The organism is Streptomyces sp. NPDC042638 (assembly GCF_040647235.1).
GTDB lineage: Bacteria > Actinomycetota > Actinomycetes > Streptomycetales > Streptomycetaceae > Streptomyces > Streptomyces rameus.
The window spans coordinates 23,915-39,898 of sequence record NZ_JBEZBT010000020.1 but is presented as its reverse complement, the minus strand read 5'-3'; the positions used below and the strand labels follow the sequence as shown (position 1 = coordinate 39,898).

The 15,984-nt window shown below is 72.8% G+C and carries 16 protein-coding genes and 4 pseudogenes; 9 read left to right on the top strand and 11 right to left on the bottom strand.

Features of this window, described 5'->3' with window-relative positions; genetic code table 11:
- Positions 1–13: 13 nt before the first annotated feature.
- Positions 14–1,255: an ROK family protein gene (locus tag AB0B40_RS18290; protein WP_362264480.1), complete on the bottom strand. Its 1,242-nt coding sequence runs from the start codon at positions 1,253–1,255 to the stop codon at positions 14–16.
- Positions 1,256–1,303: 48 nt separating this feature from the next.
- Complete coding sequence (locus AB0B40_RS18285; RefSeq protein WP_362264478.1) at positions 1,304–1,954, bottom strand: alpha-ketoglutarate-dependent dioxygenase AlkB; 651 nt, start codon at positions 1,952–1,954, stop codon at positions 1,304–1,306.
- A 67-nt stretch (positions 1,955–2,021) separates the two neighbouring features.
- Between AB0B40_RS18285 and AB0B40_RS18280 the strand changes: the two genes are divergently transcribed.
- Positions 2,022–3,155, top strand: coding sequence for a methyltransferase (locus tag AB0B40_RS18280; RefSeq protein WP_362264556.1), 1,134 nt, complete (start codon positions 2,022–2,024; stop codon positions 3,153–3,155).
- Positions 3,156–3,230: 75 nt separating this feature from the next.
- Here the strand turns inward: AB0B40_RS18280 and AB0B40_RS18275 are convergent, their stop codons facing one another.
- Complete coding sequence (locus tag AB0B40_RS18275) at positions 3,231–4,091, bottom strand: class II fructose-bisphosphate aldolase (RefSeq protein WP_345055841.1); 861 nt, start codon at positions 4,089–4,091, stop codon at positions 3,231–3,233.
- A 33-nt stretch (positions 4,092–4,124) separates the two neighbouring features.
- The gene (locus AB0B40_RS18270; protein ID WP_345055839.1) at positions 4,125–5,006 is read right to left on the bottom strand and encodes an SIS domain-containing protein; all 882 of its coding nucleotides are present in this window, start codon (positions 5,004–5,006) and stop codon (positions 4,125–4,127) included.
- Positions 5,007–5,157: 151 nt separating this feature from the next.
- Between AB0B40_RS18270 and AB0B40_RS18265 the strand changes: the two genes are divergently transcribed.
- Positions 5,158–5,937: a DeoR/GlpR family DNA-binding transcription regulator gene (locus AB0B40_RS18265; RefSeq protein WP_345055837.1), complete on the top strand. Its 780-nt coding sequence runs from the start codon at positions 5,158–5,160 to the stop codon at positions 5,935–5,937.
- A 189-nt stretch (positions 5,938–6,126) separates the two neighbouring features.
- On the opposite strand, the gene AB0B40_RS18260 is transcribed toward AB0B40_RS18265, so the two are convergent.
- Positions 6,127–6,522, bottom strand: a complete 396-nt coding sequence (locus AB0B40_RS18260; RefSeq protein ID WP_345055835.1) for a luciferase family protein — start codon at positions 6,520–6,522, stop codon at positions 6,127–6,129.
- A gap of 442 nt (positions 6,523–6,964) precedes the next feature.
- Between AB0B40_RS18260 and AB0B40_RS18255 the strand changes: the two are divergent.
- Positions 6,965–7,144, top strand: a pseudogene (locus AB0B40_RS18255) (IS30 family transposase); the annotation flags it as partial.
- Positions 7,145–7,261: 117 nt separating this feature from the next.
- Positions 7,262–7,414, top strand: a pseudogene (locus AB0B40_RS18250) (IS30 family transposase); the annotation flags it as partial.
- Between the two features lie 195 nt (positions 7,415–7,609).
- Here the strand turns inward: AB0B40_RS18250 and AB0B40_RS18245 are convergent.
- A complete protein-coding gene (locus AB0B40_RS18245; protein WP_345055833.1) occupies positions 7,610–7,960 on the bottom strand; it encodes a helix-turn-helix domain-containing protein in 351 nt (116 codons plus the stop codon).
- A 52-nt stretch (positions 7,961–8,012) separates the two neighbouring features.
- On the opposite strand from AB0B40_RS18245, the gene AB0B40_RS18240 reads away from it, so the two are divergent.
- Positions 8,013–8,900 (top strand): NAD(P)-binding domain-containing protein, encoded by an 888-nt coding sequence (locus tag AB0B40_RS18240; protein ID WP_345055831.1) that lies wholly within the window; start codon positions 8,013–8,015, stop codon positions 8,898–8,900.
- Positions 8,901–9,076: 176 nt separating this feature from the next.
- Here AB0B40_RS18240 and AB0B40_RS18235 read toward each other — a convergent pair.
- Positions 9,077–9,406: pseudogene (locus AB0B40_RS18235) on the bottom strand (transposase); the annotation flags it as partial.
- Positions 9,392–9,745, bottom strand: a pseudogene (locus tag AB0B40_RS18230) (NAD(P)-binding domain-containing protein); the annotation flags it as partial. The pseudogenes AB0B40_RS18235 and AB0B40_RS18230, both read right to left, overlap by 15 nt.
- A 94-nt stretch (positions 9,746–9,839) precedes the next feature.
- Here AB0B40_RS18230 and AB0B40_RS18225 point away from each other — a divergent pair.
- The 3 genes from AB0B40_RS18225 (at position 9,840) to AB0B40_RS18215 (ending at position 13,231) form a co-directional block, all read left to right on the top strand.
- Positions 9,840–10,805, top strand: coding sequence for a LysR family transcriptional regulator (locus AB0B40_RS18225; RefSeq protein WP_362264475.1), 966 nt, complete (start codon positions 9,840–9,842; stop codon positions 10,803–10,805).
- 360 nt (positions 10,806–11,165) lie between these two features.
- Positions 11,166–12,338 carry an MFS transporter gene (locus AB0B40_RS18220; RefSeq protein WP_345056035.1) on the top strand — a complete coding sequence of 391 codons (1,173 nt, stop codon included), beginning with the start codon at positions 11,166–11,168 and terminating at the stop codon, positions 12,336–12,338.
- A 146-nt stretch (positions 12,339–12,484) separates the two neighbouring features.
- Entirely contained in the window at positions 12,485–13,231 is a 747-nt protein-coding gene (locus AB0B40_RS18215) for a maleylpyruvate isomerase family mycothiol-dependent enzyme (RefSeq protein WP_362264473.1), read from the top strand.
- 7 nt (positions 13,232–13,238) lie between these two features.
- On the opposite strand, the gene AB0B40_RS18210 is transcribed toward AB0B40_RS18215, so the two are convergent.
- A complete protein-coding gene (locus AB0B40_RS18210; protein WP_362264471.1) occupies positions 13,239–13,637 on the bottom strand; it encodes a MarR family transcriptional regulator in 399 nt (132 codons plus the stop codon).
- Between the two features lie 197 nt (positions 13,638–13,834).
- Here AB0B40_RS18210 and AB0B40_RS18205 point away from each other — a divergent pair, with 197 nt between their 5' ends.
- The gene (locus AB0B40_RS18205) at positions 13,835–14,119 is read left to right on the top strand and encodes a DUF6332 family protein (protein ID WP_345055825.1); all 285 of its coding nucleotides are present in this window, start codon (positions 13,835–13,837) and stop codon (positions 14,117–14,119) included.
- Here AB0B40_RS18205 and AB0B40_RS18200 read toward each other — a convergent pair.
- Together AB0B40_RS18200 and AB0B40_RS18195 are read right to left on the bottom strand one after the other, a co-directional pair.
- Positions 14,080–14,745, bottom strand: a complete 666-nt coding sequence (locus AB0B40_RS18200) for a response regulator transcription factor (protein WP_345055823.1) — start codon at positions 14,743–14,745, stop codon at positions 14,080–14,082. The two genes, AB0B40_RS18205 and AB0B40_RS18200, sit on opposite strands and share 40 nt — an antisense overlap.
- Positions 14,742–15,962 (bottom strand): sensor histidine kinase, encoded by a 1,221-nt coding sequence (locus AB0B40_RS18195; protein ID WP_362264469.1) that lies wholly within the window; start codon positions 15,960–15,962, stop codon positions 14,742–14,744. Before AB0B40_RS18195 ends, AB0B40_RS18200 begins: the two co-directional genes overlap by 4 nt.
- Positions 15,963–15,984: the final 22 nt, after the last annotated feature.

Sequence of the window (15,984 nt, the reverse complement as noted above, 5' to 3'; positions counted from 1 at the left end):
ACGGGTCGCCCGCTCAACGGGCCAGCGCGCCCAGCGGATCGTCCAGTACCGGCTGCCAGGCCAGTTCCGCGGCGCCGACCAGGCTGTTGTGGTCCAGGGTGCACGGCAGGATCGGGACGCCGCCGCTCTGACCCCACAGGCTGCGGTCGGCGACCACCGCGCGCAGCCGGCCGGGGTCCGCGTCCAGCAGGGTGCGGTGCAGGCCGCCGAGGATGATGCGGTCCGGGTTCAGGATGTTGACCAGGCCGGCCAGGCCGAGGCCGAGGCGGTCGATGAGGGCTTGGGCGGCCGTACGGACGGCCGGGTCGGCGTACTGGGTGCGCAGCAGATCGTCGGCCTGCTGGAGCAGCGACACCTCGGGGCCGGGCTCGCGGCCCGCCTCCACGAGCAGGGCCAGCGGGTCCGCCTCCACGTCCAGGCAGCCACGGCTGCCGCAGTGGCAGGGGCGGCCCTCCGGGTTGACCGTGAGGTGGCCCACCTCCAGCGCGAGACCGGAACTTCCGGTGTGCAGACGGCCGTCCAGGACGAGTGCGCCGCCGACACCCCGGTGCCCGGTGGCCACGCACAGCAGGTCGCGCGCGCCCCGGCCGGCGCCGTGCCGGTGCTCGGCGAGGGCGACGAGGTTCACGTCGTTGCCCGTGAACGCGGGCCCGCCGATGCCGGCGGCGCGCACGCATTCGGCGAAGATCTGCCGGACGGGGGCGCCGACGGGCCAGGCCAGGTGCAGCGGGTTGAGAGCCAGGCCGTCGGGTTCGGCGACGGCGGACGGCACGGCGAGTCCGGCGCCGACACAGCGCCGCCCGGTCCTGTGCAGCAGCTCCGCGCCCGCCTCGACCACGGAGCCGAGCACCTTCGCCGGGTCGGCGTCGACGGTCTCGCAGCCGGGCGCGGTCGCCACGATCCGTCCGCCGAGGCCGACCAGCGCGGCCCGGAAGCCGTCGGCGTGGATCTGGGCCGCGAGGGCCACCGGCCCGTCCTCGGCGACCTCCAGCCGGTGCGAGGGGCGTCCCTGGGAACCGGCCGCGGAGCCGGGCCGGGCGTCCACCCGGATCAGGCCCAGCGCCTCCAGCTCGGCGGCCACCGCACCGGCCGTGGCCCGGGTGACGCCGAGTTCGGCGGTGAGCACGGCCCGGGTCGGCGCACGTCCGGTGTGCACCAGCTCCAGCGCCGGCCCCAGCGCCCCGCGCCCCCGGTCCAGCCGTGCCCTCGAGGTGGTCCTCTCCCCCGGTGTCCGGGGTTCCGCCTTGCCGCTCATGAGGGCGAGTCTCCCATGATCCGTACCCGGTGGGTCCTGTGCCGCCGGCTACAGGCCGCTCACCCGCAAGGTGATGTTCAGCCGGCCGGCGAGGTCCAGCCAGGCCGGCGCGGTGCCCGGGCGGACGCGCGGCACACCGTGGTGGGCGAGCCGGGACGGCCCGCCGAAGACGAACAGGTCGCCACTGCGCAGCTCCACGTCGGTGTACGGCTTCGCGCGCGTCTCGGTGTTCCCGAAGCGGAACACGCAGGTGTCGCCCAGGCTCAGCGAGACCACCGGCGCGTCCGCCCGCTCGTCGCCGTCGCGGTGCATGCCCATGCGGGCGTCGCCGTCGTAGAAGTTGATCAGTGCGATGTCGTACGGCTCGGCCGGTACGGCGGACGGCCCCAGCGCGTCGGTCACCGCGCGCCGGCCCAGCTCGCCGAGCCACTCCGGGAACGGCTTCACGGGGCTGCCGTCACCGTCGACCGCGGAGCGGGCGTAGGTGTACGGGTACCAGTGCCAGCCCAGGCAGACCTGGCGGGCGGTCATCGTGCCGCCGCCCGGCGTGCGGACCGTGCGCAGTCCGGCGGGAGGCCGCGCCCACTCCCGGCAGGCGGCGAGCAGGGCGCGCTGCCGCTCGGTGTCCAGCCAGTCCGGGACGTGCACGGCGCCCGGCGCGACCTCCGCGCGCTCCCGGGGGAACAGCTCCTCCTCCATGCCCCCATCCTGCCCCACGGCCTCTGATCTGCGGCTCGGCTAGCCTGGACGCACGATGAGCGACCGTATGACGACACCGTGGGGCGAGGTCGAGCTGACCCGCTTCCCCGAGGATCCGCGCGACCGGCTGCGTGCTTGGGACGCCTCCGACGCGTACCTGCTGCGCCACCTCGCCGAGGAGAGAGTGCCGCTCACCGGTACGGTCGTGGTGGTCGGGGACCGCTGGGGCGCGCTGGTCACCGCGCTGGCGGAGCACCGGCCGACGCAGATCACGGACTCCTTCCTCAGCCAGGAGGCGACCCGCGCGAACCTGGCGCGGGCGGGCGTGGAGCCGGGTGCCGTACGGCTCCTCACCACGCAGGACCCGCCACCGGAGCGGGTGGACGTGCTGCTGGTACGGGTGCCCAAGAGCCTGGCGCTGCTGGAGGACCAGCTGCTGCGGCTGGCGCCCGCCGTGCACGCGGACACCGTCGTGATCGGCACGGGCATGGCGAAGGAGATCCACTCCTCGACGCTCCAGCTGTTCGAGCGGATCATCGGGCCGACCCGGACCTCCCTGGCCCGGCAGAAGGCCCGGCTGATCCTCTGTACCCCGGCTCCGGCCCTGGATCGGCCCGCGAACCCGTGGCCGTACAGCTACGCCGTACCGGACGGCGTCGGCGCGGTGTCGGGACACACGGTGGTCAACCACGCGGGCGTCTTCTGCGCCGACCGGCTGGACGTCGGCACCCGCTTCTTCCTCCAGCACCTGCCCGCTCCGGGGGCCGGGCGCGTGGTGGACCTCGGCTGCGGCAACGGTGTGGTCGGTACGGCGGTGGCGCTGGCGGATCCGTCGGCCGAGGTGCTGTTCGTGGACGAGTCGTTCCAGGCGGTGGCCTCGGCGGAGGCGACGTACAAGGCGAACGGGGTGCCGGGGCACGCCGAGTTCCGGGTGGGGGACGGGCTGGCCGGGGTCGCGCCCGGCAGCGTCGACCTGGTCCTGAACAACCCGCCGTTCCACTCCCACCAGGCGACCACGGACGCGACGGCGTGGCGCATGTTCACCGGGGCGAAGCGCGCGCTGCGTCCGGGCGGCGAGCTGTGGGTGATCGGCAACCGCCACCTCGGCTACCACGTGAAGCTGAAACGCCTGTTCGGAAACAGCCGACTCGTCGCGAGCGACCCGAAGTTCGTGGTGCTGAAGGCGGTCAAGAGGGGGTGAGACGGGGCCGGGCGCGAGGGGGCGGGACGGGGAGCCCGGCGGTGACCGCACGGGCATCACCGTCGGGGGGTCTGGTCAGGCGGGGGTGCGGGCGATGACGCCGATGATGCGGGTCACCTCGCGCGCCATCGCGTCCCGGCCCACGCTGAGGTACTTCCGGGAGTCGACCGCCTCCGGGTTGGCGGCGAGAAACGCGCGGATCGCCCCGGTCATGGCGGCGTTGAGCGCAGTACCGACGTTGACCTTGGCGATGCCGCCGGCGACCGCCGCGACCAGCGCGTCGTCCGGCACACCGGAGGAGCCGTGCAGGACCAGCGGCACGGGCAGCGCGGCGGACAGCCGCTTGAGCAGTCCGTGGTCGAGCCGGGCCGTACGGGTGGTCATGGCGTGCACGCTGCCGATGGCGACGGCCAGACCGTCGACGCCGGTCCCCGCGACGAAGTCCCGTGCCCGAGCCGGGTCGGTGCGTGCGCCGGGTGCGTGCGCGTCCAGCGGAGGGCTGCCGTCCTTGCCCCCGATCTGCCCCAGCTCCGCCTCGATCCACAGCCCTTGGTCATGGGCCCAGTCGGTGGCGGCCCGGGTGGCGGCGAGGTTGTCGGTGTACGGCAGGCGGGCCGCGTCGTACATGACCGAGCCGAACCCGGCGTCGGGCGCCTGGCGCAGCAGGTCGTCGCTCTGCACATGGTCCAGGTGCAACGAGACCGGCACACCGGCCCCTTCGGCGGCGGCGACGGCCGCGCGGGCCAGCGGCAGGAGCCGCCCGTACCGGAACTTGACGGCGTTTTCGCTGACTTGGAGGACGACGGGCGCACCGGCCGACTCGGCGCCGGCGATGACGGCCTCGATGTGTTCCAGGGTGATGACATTGAAGGCGGCGACGGCGGAGCGGGCTGCTGCGGCCCGGGTGACCAGCTCGCCGGTGGGCACGAGGGGCACGTGAGGTGTCCTTCCTGGACGGGACCGGCGGGCTCAGGGAGTGAGGATCACCGAGCGGGTGAGGTGCCGCGGCCGGTCGGGGTCGAGCCCCCGGGCAGCCGCCACGGCCACCGCGAGCCGCTGTACGCGCACGAGTTCGGCGAGCGGGTCCAACTCCCCCTCGATCCACGACGCGCCGGTGGTGCGAACCTGTTCGGCGAGCCCGTCGGGCGCCGTGCCGAGCATCCAGGTGGCCGTGCCCTCGGTGGTGACGCTGATGGGGCCGTGCCGGTACTCCATCGCCGGGTACGCCTCGGTCCAGGAGAGGGACGCCTCGCGCATCTTCAGTCCGGCTTCGTTGGCGAGCCCGACGGTCCAGCCGCGCCCGAGGAAGGTGAACTGCGTGCAGTCCACGAGTCCTTCGGGCAGGGGAAGGGCAAGGGCGGTGCGCGCGTCGGTGACGACCGCGTCGGTGTGCAGGCCGAGATGAGCGCGCAGGAGGGTGAGTGCGGTGGTGGCGAACCGGGTCTGGACGACGGAGCGTTCGTCGGCGAAGTCCAGGACGACGAGGTCGTCGGCGGCTGTCCTGACCGGGGTGGCGGGGTCGGCGGTGATCGCGGTGGTACGCGCCTGCCCGGCCGACCTGGCGAGCAGTTCCAGCACCTCGGTGGTGGTGCCGGACCGGGTGAGGGCGACGACCCTGTCGTACGGCCGCCCGTACGGGAACTCGGAGGCGGCGAACGCGTCGGTCTCGCCCTGCCCGGCCCCTTCGCGCAGGGCGGCCACCGCCTGGGCCATGAAGTACGAGGTCCCGCACCCGACGACGGCGACCCGCTCCCCCGGCTCCGGCAGTGCGCCCCGGTGCCGTCCGGCCTCCTCGGCCGCCCGTATCCAGCACTCCGGCTGGGTGTTCAGCTCGTTCTCGACATGGGTCATGCCCACACCCTCCCCTTGCTGATTGTTCCTGCAAGATATAGCGAGCTTTCGAACACAATCAAGCATTCGGTGTCAGGCCGGGTGCGCTAGGGTCGCCGGGAGACCTGATGCGGTCGGAGAACGGCCGGAAGAAGCGGAACGGAGGCTGCGGATGTCCCGGGACGCCCGCTGGAAGGCGCTGCTGGAACTGCTCGTCGAGCGCGGTCGGCTGGACGTCGAGGAGGCGGCCGCCGAGCTGGCGGTGTCGGCGGCGACCATCCGCCGCGACTTCGACCAGCTCGCCGAACAGCAGATGCTGGTCCGCACCCGGGGCGGAGCCGTGGTGCACGGGGTGTCGTACGAACTCCCGCTGCGCTACAAGACGGCCCGGCGCGCCTCGGAGAAGCAGCGCATCGCCAAGGCGGTGGCCGAGCTCGTCGCTCCGGGCGAGGCGGTGGGTCTGACCGGTGGCACGACCACCACGGAGGTGGCCCGCGCGCTGGCCGTGCGGGGCGACCTGTCCACCGGCTCCCCGGCGCTGACCGTCGTGACCAACGCGCTCAACATCGCCAACGAGCTTGCCGTACGCCCCCAGTTCAAGATCGTGGTGACCGGCGGGGTGGCGCGCGCGCAGTCGTACGAACTCATCGGCCCGCTCGCGGACGGGGTGCTGAGCCAGATCACGCTCGACATGGCCGTACTCGGTGTCGTCGGCTTCGACGTCGCGCACGGGGCGGCGGCGCACGACGAGGCGGAGGCCGCCATCAACCGACTGCTGTGCGAGCGGGCCGAGCGCGTGGTGGTCGCCGCCGACTCCAGCAAACTGGGCCGCCGGGCGTTCGCCCGGATCTGCGGGACGGAACTGGTGGACACCCTGGTGACGGACTCGACGGCGGAGCCGGAGACGGTACGACGGCTGGAGGAGGCGGGCGTCCGGGTGCTGGCGGTGTGACCCGGAGCGGGCGGCCGGGCCGTGCCTCCGGTGAAGCCTGGATCAGTCGCCGTCTCCCCGCACGACCGCGGCGTAGCGCTCGGCCGACATGGCGCGCAACGCCCTGAGTCGGTGCCGCGCGAAAGTCTGTGCCCGCTCCTGCGGCCGACCTGGCCGACCTGGGTGAAGGCTCGGCCGGTCGCCCCCGGTTCAGTAACCGCTGAGGTCGGCCTTCACGAACCCGGCGCCCCGCTGGTCGTTGCAGCCCACCACCGGCCGGTCGGCCGGGTCGGGCCACGTCTGCGGGGCCTGGAGTGCCACGCTCACCAGCGTCAGCAGCAGGTCGACGTCGCTGGCGGCGTCCAGGCGCAGGGTCACCCACTGCGAGCCGGGCACGATCCTGATCGCACCCGAGCCTTTGAGGTCCTTGGCGAACCGCCTGACGGCCCGGTCGGTGAGGTGCAGATCGACATCACGCTCGGAGTGGAAGTGGACGATCTCCCCCTGGACCGAACTCAGCGCCCGGCCCAGACCGCAGCTCGGGGCGGTCTGTCGGAGATCCGGCCAGGTCGCCAGTTGCGCGAGCGCACGCGAGGCCAACGTCATGGGCCCATCATGGCGCGCTCACCCGCCCGCAACCAGCTCGTGAGCGAGCATTAACCGTCCCGTATCCACCCCGCGTTCCGGAACCCGCACACACATCCACCCGTCGAACGCGCCTACTCCCGGCCCCGGTTGCCCCACCGCGTGGCGCGCAGCGGGTGGAACCGCAGGTGGGCAGGTACGGGCAGACCCCTGCGCCGGCCGTCCCGACGCCGCCCGCGCGGCCAGCTCGGGCAGGTGTTCCGCTCTTCACCGGCACGCACGTCCGATACGCCTCCTTTGCCACCGGTTCTGCTGCGATGGCGCGACGGCCGCCGCGCCGCCGCGCGGAGTCTCGAGCGCTCACGGACGGGCGGCAAGTAACGCCCCACCGCACAACCTTCCGTTCTGCTCGTGCAACAGGGTTACAGGGCTACAGCAGTGCAGCGGCGGCCAAGCGTGTGGTGTGCACGTGCGGACCGCTCGCGGGTGGCACAACGGCCGCCTGCTCAACAGCGGCAGGCTCGAGCCGCCCGTTCGTTCGCAACGAGCGGCCGTCCCCGTTTCCTCCGGCCGGTACCTCGGTGAACACGAGCGCGTCCACATCGCCGACCGGCTGCGGGAGAAGGCATCCCTCCGCACGATCGCCGCCGAGCTGGGCCGCAGTCCCTCGACCATCAGCCGCGAGATACGCCGAAACGGTGCGCTCTGGCGCGGCGCCGAGTGGACCTACCGGCCGCAGCCCCGGTTCACCGCCTCCATGGTGATGATCAGCGACCGGCCCGCCGAAGCGGCTGACCGTGCCGTCCCCGGCCACTGGGAAGGCGACTGCATCGGCGGCGCCGGTCACCGTTCCGCCATCGGCACACTCGTCGAGCGCACGACCCGCTTCACCATGCTGGTACACGTGCCCAACGGGCACCGGGCCGAGCACTTCCACCAGGCACTCACCACCACCATCAGCCGGCTTCCGCCGCATCTGCGACGGAGACCACCACCCTCAGTACCCACTTATTTGTGGGTACTTGTCGGTGCAGGGAGGCAGAGCGGAACCTGGTCACACGGCGTCGTGAGGGGCGCCGAATCTGAGTGAGGCGGGAGTGACCATGCGTCAGGAGGCCGACTCTGCCTGGGCGAGCTTCTCCAGGCGGCGGTGGCCCCAATCCGAGACAGGCCCCAGGGCCTCCGAGAGCTCGCGGCCGAACGGGGTGAGGGAGTACACCGTTTTCAGCGGTAGCTCGTCATGCACCACCCGGTGCACCAGTCCGTCAGCCTCCATCTCGCGGAGCGCCTGAGTCAGTACCTTCTCGCTGAGGCCCGGCAGCCGACGCCGCAGCTCCCCGGGGCGCCACGGACCGGATTCCAGCAGCCACAGCAGAACGGTCTTCCACTTGCCGTCGATCACGGCAATCGCGGCCGTCACTCCGCAGACGTTTGTGTCCCTGGCGCGGCTTCGCGTCACGTGAGCCCCTTTCATCACTTTCTTCCAATACTTCTACAGAGGCTGAACAAACATGTCTTCACACCCCCAACAGTCTGCCGTCACCGTGCTGGGTCTCGGGCCGATGGGCCGAGCTTTGGCCGGAGCGTTCCTGGATGCTGGCCTGCGGACGACGGTCTGGAACCGGACACCGGGCAGGAACCGCGATCTGGTCGAGCGAGGCGCAGTCGGAGCCCGATCCGCAGAAGAGGCGGTCGCCGCGAGCGGGCTGACCGTGGCCTGCGTGGTGAACTACGACGCTGTGGACGCCATTCTGCGGCGCGAGGCGGTTACCGACGCGCTCAAGGGCCGCACGGTGGTGAACCTGAGCGCCGACACCCCGGCCCGGGCCCGCGACACGGCGGCCTGGGCGGCCGGGCACGGCATCCAATACCTGGACGGCGCCATCATGACACCGACCACGACCATCGGAACGCCTGCCGCGGTCTTCATCCACAGCGGTCCCGAGGAGCTCTACCGCAAGCATCTACCTGTCCTTGAGGCGCTGGGCGGCACACACACCCATCTTGGCGAGGAGATCGGCCGGGCGGCCGCCTACGACATCGCGCTGCTGGATATCTTCTGGACTGCCATGGCGGGCTATGCACACGCCCTGGCGGTGGCCAAGGCTGAGGGTGTCACCGCGCAGGAGCTGGCCCCGTTGGCCAAGGGCATAGGCGCGATCATCCCGCCACTCTTCGAGCAGGCCGCGGAGGGTGTGGACAGCGGCGACTTCTCCGGCGAGGGCAACCCGATCACCTCGGCAGCCTCGTCCATGGCCCACATCGTGCAGACCTCTGAAGGGCATGGCATCGACGCGGGCGTCATGCGCGCGGCAGAGGGCATGGCCCGCCGCGTCATCGGTCTGGGCCACGGCACGGACGGGTTCATCCGCATCGCCGAGGTACTGGGGCGCCGCTGAGGAAGCGGCAGGCGGCCGGGCCCCCGGCCGCGGCAGCAGCGCACCGACCTGACCCGGCACATCCGCATGGACCTGGACGCGGTCGCCACCGAACTCAACGGCCGCCCACGCAGGACGCTCGGCTGGGAAACCCCAGCCGAGCGTCTGTCTAACAGGCCGCGCACATTGGTGAGTGTTCATGGGCATCGGGTGGGGCGGTCGTCCCAGCGATGCGTCGTCCATGCTCGGCGGATGAGGCTACGAATGGTGATTATGGTGTCGGTGAGGTCGAAGAACGCGTCGATCACTGTGGTTCACCGTTCGTAGCAGCGGGCCAGGCGACGGAAGGCGTTTTGCCAGGCGTGGGTTCGCTCGACCTGCCGGCGTCCGGTGGCCTGGACGGGAGCTTTCTCGCCCTTGTGGGCGATCTGTCCTTGCAGGCCACGTGCGTCGAGCAGAGCGCGGGTGATGTCCGAGTCGTATCCGGCATCCAGGTGCACGGTGATGCCAGTCGGGAGCGGGCCGAGAAGAGGCGCGTGGACGTAGGACGGGCCAAGTTGCCGGGCCAGCCTCGTTGCTTCGGCGGGGGCGATGGTGCTGGTGTTGAGCACGATCGTGTCCGTTCGCAGCGAGTCACGGACATCGTCGAGGACCTTCTGGCAGGCCGGGCCGTCGAACAGTGCCAGGAGGACAAGGTCCGCCTGGGCCACAGCCTCGTTCGGGTCGCCGGTCATCTTCACAGTGCCTGACGCGCGCCCTGAGCGTGTCCAGCCGACGACGTCCCAGCCCTGGGCAGCCAGTCGTGTCGCGATCGCGCCACCCATGCGCCCCAGACCGAGGACGGCAGTCGTGTGTGGTGTGGTCATGCGCGCCACATTGGTGCACCTCGACAGATGCGACAAGCGCAGATTTCGCAAGCCCGCCCTGCGGAGTCCGCATACCGACTGCCACACTGCCGTCGTGGACTTGACTGTGTGGCGGGCTTTCGTGACCGTGTGCCGGGTCGGCTCGCTGTCAGCGGCGGCAGCCGAGCTGAATCACACGCAATCGGCCGTCTCCCGGCAGATCGCCGGGCTGGAGCGGCAGCTCGGCGTGCCTCTGGTGGAGCGCCATGCGCGTGGTGTGCGTCCGACGCCGGCCGGTGAGGTATTCCGGCGCCATGCCCTCGCCACGCTCAACGAGGCCGACCGCACCGTTCGCGCGGTACGAGATGTTTGCAACGGGGTGTGTGATCGGCCCCTGGCCATCGGAGCAACTCCGTCTCTCGCCGCGGGGATCGTTCCTGAGGCTCTCCGGGGCCTGCTGAGGCAGGCCGGACCGGTTCGGTGGAGCCTGCTCCCCGGCCTGAGCGCACAGTTGCACGGCCGCGTGATCGCGGGCGATCTCGACATCGCCGTCGTCACAGACGCTCCGCCGGGGCTGGCCGCCGACCCGCGGGTCGACCGGCGGTTCCTCGGGCTGGACGAGATGGTCGTCGTACTGCCCGCCGGCCATTCGCTGGCCGGGTGCGGACCGGTGCGCATCCAGGCGCTGGCCGACGAGACCTGGGTCGAGGACAACGACGGCTCTGCGGCGCTCCTGCGCCAGCACGCCGCCCGTGCGGGAGTCAGCGCCCGCATCGACCTCACCGCGGCCGATCTGCCCGGCAAGCTGGCCCTGGTCGCTACCGGTCATGCCATCGCGCTGATACCCGGGGTGATGACGTGCGCGCTGCGGGCCGACGTCACCACCACGCCCCTCGTCGGGCCCCCCACGCGTGGGATCTACGCGATCACGCCACGCCGCGACCCCCATCCCTGCGCAGTACCTCTGCTGGACCAGCTCACCACAGCTTTCGCTTCGGTCCATCCGGCCCGAGTTGATTACCAGCCGACCGAATCGAACGCCCATGACGCTGCGCCCGGCACTTCACGACGGCACCAGTGAAACGCCCCACGACAGACCCGAACCCGGTAGCAGGGGCCGGAGCCACGAGCCTCTTTGCGCGGTCTCTGAACTGCTCGCGGCTTGATCAACTCACCACGGTGTTGCAACGACCCATGGAATTCGCCACCCAGGGACGGGCCAGCGCACCTCGCGGCACATCCACGGACGGGCCAGGCCGCCCCGTGGCACATCCAGGGACGAGCCAGGCAGCCCCGCGGCACATCCAGGACGGCCCACGAGTGCGCCCCGCGGCACGCGGCGCGGCCGGGCGACCGGCCGCCCGATCTCTTGCCCGTCTTCCGCCGCCCCCCTAGGCTGCCTTTTGTGCCGATACTAAACAAAACCCGATCGCACAGCGTCGTGCCGGGCCGGAGCCTCACGGCACTGCGCGTGGCGATCACCGCCTTCTTCGCACTGGACGGGTTCATCTTCGCGGGGTGGGTCGTCCGCATCCCCGACATCAAGCACCAGACGCACGCCTCCGCCGGTGCCCTCGGGCTCGCCCTGCTCGGGGTGTCCGCGGGGGCCGTGCTCACCATGACGCTGACCGGCCGGCTGTGCCGCCGCTACGGCAGTCATCCGGTGACCGTGGTCTGCATGGCGGTGCTCGCGCTCAGCGTCGCGCTGCCGCCGCTCACCCACTCGGCGCCGGCGCTGGGAGCCGTCCTGCTGCTGTTCGGGGCGGCCTACGGCGGTGTCAACGTGGCCTTCAACAGCGCGGCCGTCGACCTGGTCGCCGCCTTGCGCAGGCCGATCATGCCCAGCTTCCACGCCGCCTTCAGCCTGGGCGGGATGGTGGGGGCGGGCCTCGGGGGGCTGGTCGCCGGCGCCCTCTCCCCCACCCGCCATCTCCTCGGCCTCACCGTCACCGGGCTGCTCGTCACCGCCGTCGCCGGACGCACCCTGGTGCGGTACGACTCGCCCGCGCCACCGGAGCGGACACCGTCCCGGGCAGCCGGGACGGACGGCGGTGCCGCGGGCAGGCGGGCCGGACGCGGGCTCGTGGTGGTCTTCGGGCTCGTCGCGCTGTGCACGGCCTACGGCGAGGGAGCGATGGCCGACTGGGGCGCGCTCCACCTCCAGCAGGACCTCGCGGCCTCCGCCGGCACCGCGGCCGCCGGGTACGCGTGCTTCGCGCTCGCCATGACCGTCGGCCGGTTGACGGGGTCGGCGCTGCTGGCCCGGCTCGGCCGGGCCCGGACCGTGATCGCCGGCGGCACCGTGGCCGCGGCCGGCATGCTCCTCGGTTCGCTCGCACCCTCCCCGTGGGCCGCGCTGACCGGTTTCGCGGTCACCGGCCTCGGTCTGGCCAACCTGTTCCCGATCGCCGTGGAGCGGGCGGGTGCGCTGGCCGGTCCGTCCGGCGTCGCCGTCGCCTCCACCCTGGGCTACGGCGGCATGCTCCTCGGGCCGCCGGCGATCGGGTTCATGGCCGACTGGTTCTCCCTGCCCACCGCACTCACCAGCGTGGCCGCCCTGGCCGCGGTCGCCGCCGCCATCGGGGCGTCCACCCGCCGGGTACTGGACCGCTGACGCCGTACCGGCACGGTTCCGCGCGCGCTCGCTCGTGCCCTTCGGACAGCGGCTCATCGGGGTGCCGTACCGGAGCGTCCGGCGGAGCCGCGGGAAGGCACCGGGCCGGGATCGCCGGACCGTTCCCGTCCGGCACACTCAACTCCATGGAGACTGCCGACTTCCTCGAGACCCTGGACCGCGAGGGCCGGGCGCTGGCGGGGGCTGCCGCCGCCGCGGGACCCGACGCCAAGGTGCCGACGTGCCCCGGGTGGCAGATACGCGACCTCTTGCGGCACACCGGCACGGTGCACCGGTGGGCCGCCGCCCACCTCACCGACGGGCACGCCGCGCCCCGCCGTGTCGGCGACCCGCCGGAGCTGGAGGACGCCGAGCTGGTGGCCTGGTACCGGGACAGCCACCGCCTGCTGGTGGACACCCTGGCCGCCGCGCCCGCCGATCTGGAGTGCTGGACCTTCCATCCCGCGCCCAGCCCGTCGCCGCTGGCGTTCTGGACCCGGCGCCAGGCGCACGAGACGACCGTGCACCGCTACGACGCCGAGGCGGCACGCGGCGGTACGCCGTCCCCGGTCGCGCCGGACTTCGCCGTGGACGGCATCGACGAACTGCTGCGCGGCTTCCACGCCCGCTCGCGGAGCCGCCTGCGCAGCGAGGAACCGCGCGTCCTGCGGGTGCGCGCCGTGCGTCCGGGGGCGGAGACGGACGCCGTGTGGACCGTACGCCTGACGGCCGAGCCGCCGGTGGCCGTGCGCACGGCGGACGGGACTGCGGAGGCCGAACTGTCGGGACCGGCCGATGAGTTGTACCTGGCGCTGTGGAACCGTACGGCCGTGCCGAAGGTGACCGGCGACCCCGCGCTCGCGGACCTGTGGCGGGAGCGTTCCGGGATCTGAGGGGCGGTCAGCCGGCGTCGGCCAGCATGCGGGCCAGCACCGCGCGCTGCACCGGCCGTACCTGGCCGTGCAGCGCGCGCCCCTTCGCCGTGAGCACCACCCGCACCCCGCGCCGGTCCTCCGGACACATCGCCCGGTCGACCAGGCCGTCCTTCTCCAGGCGGCCGATCAGCCGGGACAGCGCGCTCTGGCTGAGATGGACCCGGTCGGAGATCTCCTGCACCCGGTAGCCGCAGTCGCCGTCCGCCGCCACGCCCTCGGCGAGCAGGTCGAGCACCTCGAAGTCGCTCGCGCACAGGCCGTGCCCGTGCAGTGCCCGGTCCAGTTCGCACTGGGTGCGGGCGTGCAGGGCCAGCATGCCCCGCCACTGCTCAACAAGCCCCTGCTCGGCTTCCGTCGCCGCCATGAGCGCACCGTAGCAGAGAAACGAATTCGTTGCGCCGTAATTAAATGCGCTTGCATATTATGCACACGCATGCAGTCTCTACGATTATGCCGGGCTCGCGGGGTCCGAACCGAGGGGAAGACCCGGGGGACGCTTCCGCGCGTGCGCCCGGCGGGAGTTCCTTGCCCCGTCGGGCGCACATCTGTGAAACTGACGGAATGTACGCATACGGGGGCCGCCGCTCCGAGGCGGAGCGGGACGCGGCGACGGTCGAGATCGGCTACGCGCTGGTCAGCGCGGCGTTCGCGGCGGCGGTGCTGTTCGGGGCCGTGGCCGGCCCCGCGCTCCTCTTCTCCCTGCCGGGTCCCCTGTCCAAGGTCCTGCCGCCGCTCGGTGTGACGGTCGCGGCGGTCGTGTTCGTGGCCCGGGTGGTCGCCGTGCTGGTGCGCTTCCGGCACGCCTCTCAGCCCAGCCAGCCGGGCCGTACCAATCCCGACTCGTAGGCCAGCACGACGAGTTGGGCCCGGTCACGGGCGCCCAGCTTCACCATCGTCCGGCTCACGTGCGTCTTGGCGGTGAGCGGGCTGACCACCAGCCGGCGGGCGATCTCCTCGTTGGAGAGGCCGATGCCGACCAGCGCCATCACCTCACGCTCCCGCTCGGTGAGCCGGGCGAGGGCCCCGGCCGCCGCGGGCTCCTTGGAACGGGCGGCGAACTCGGCGATCAGCCGACGGGTGACGCCCGGCGACAGCAGCGCGTCCCCGTCGACCACCGTCCGTACGGCCCGCAGGAGTTCGTCGGGCTCGGCGTCCTTCACCAGGAAGCCGGAGGCGCCCGCCCGGATCGCCTCGAAGACGTACTCGTCCAGTTCGAAGGTGGTGAGCATGACCACCTTCACGTCCGCCGGCTCCGCGTCGGAGGTGATGCGCCGGGTCGCGGCCAGACCGTCCAGCACCGGCATGCGGATGTCCATCAGGACGACGTCCGGCCGCAGTTCGCGCACCCGGCGCAGCGCCTCCTCGCCGTCGGCCGCCTCGCCGGCCACCTCGATGTCCGGCTGCGCGTCGAGCAGCGCCCGGAAACCGGCCCGGACCAGCGCCTGGTCGTCGGCGAGCAGTACCCGGATCACCGGTCCTCCCGGAGGTCCGACGGCAGGACGGCGAGCACCCGGAAGCCGCCGTCGGGGCGCGGGCCCGCCTCGACGGTGCCGCCCAGGGCGGCGGCCCGCTCCCGCATCCCGGCCAGCCCGTTGCCACTGCCCCCGGCGTCCGCGCCGGTCGCCGGTCCGTCGTCGTCGACCCGCAGCCGCAGGGCCCCGTCGCCGTAGTCGAAGCGGACGCGCGCGTGCCGCGAACCGGAGTGCCGTACGACGTTGGTGAGGGCCTCCTGCAGGATGCGGAAGGCCGCCAGGTCGGCGCCGGGCGGCAGCCGTGGCGGTGCGCCTTCGGTCGCGACGGTCAGGCCCGCCGCCGCGGCCTGTGCCACCAGCTCCGGCAGCCGGTCGAGGCCGGGTGCGGGCGCGCGGGGCGCGGCGCCCGGTGCGCGCAGGGCGCCGAGCACCTGGCGTACCTCGCCGAGCGCCTCCTTGCCGGCGGACCTGATGGTGGTGAGCGCGGCCCGTGCCTGCTCCGGGTCGCTGTCGAACAGCGCCAGCCCCATGTTCGCCTGGACGTTGATGACGGAGATGCTGTGCGCGAGGACGTCGTGCAGCTCGCGGGCCATGCGCAGCCGCTCCTCGTCCGCGCGCCGCCGCGCCGCGTCGGCCCGGTCCGCGCGCTCCCGCGTCCACTGCTCGTGCCGCACCCGGGCCAGCTCGGACAGGGCGAGGACGACCAGCACCCAGGTGGCGATGACGATCTCCTGGCCGAGGCCCCCGCCGCGGTCCCCGGCGGGCGGAAGCCATCGGTGGAGCCAGAGCGAGACCAGGACATGTCCGCCCCACAGCAGCCCGACGGCCGCCCAGGCGGCCCGCCGGTGCCCGGCGACGACCGCGCTGAAGCAGCCCACCGCGACGGTCAGGAAGACCGGGCCGTAGGGGAAGCCGAGCGCCAGGTAGACCAGGGCCGCGGCGGCCGTGCCGAACGCGACGGGCACCGGGTGGCGGTTGCGCCACAGCAGCAGGACGGAGGCGAGGAGCAGCAGCACGCGCGCGGAGCCGTCGAGTGGCACGCGGTCCGGCTGGCCGGGCGCGGCGAAGGCGCTGCCGGTCAGCACGACCGCGGTGATCAGCACGGTGGAGCGCCAGGGCAGCCGGGCGCGGTGCGCCTCGGGATCGTCCGGGCGGTTCCACCACGGGGGCCCGTACCGCCACCAGTGCGAGGGGCCGCCTCGGGGCTGCTCTTCCATGCACGCCACGCTAGACGGCACC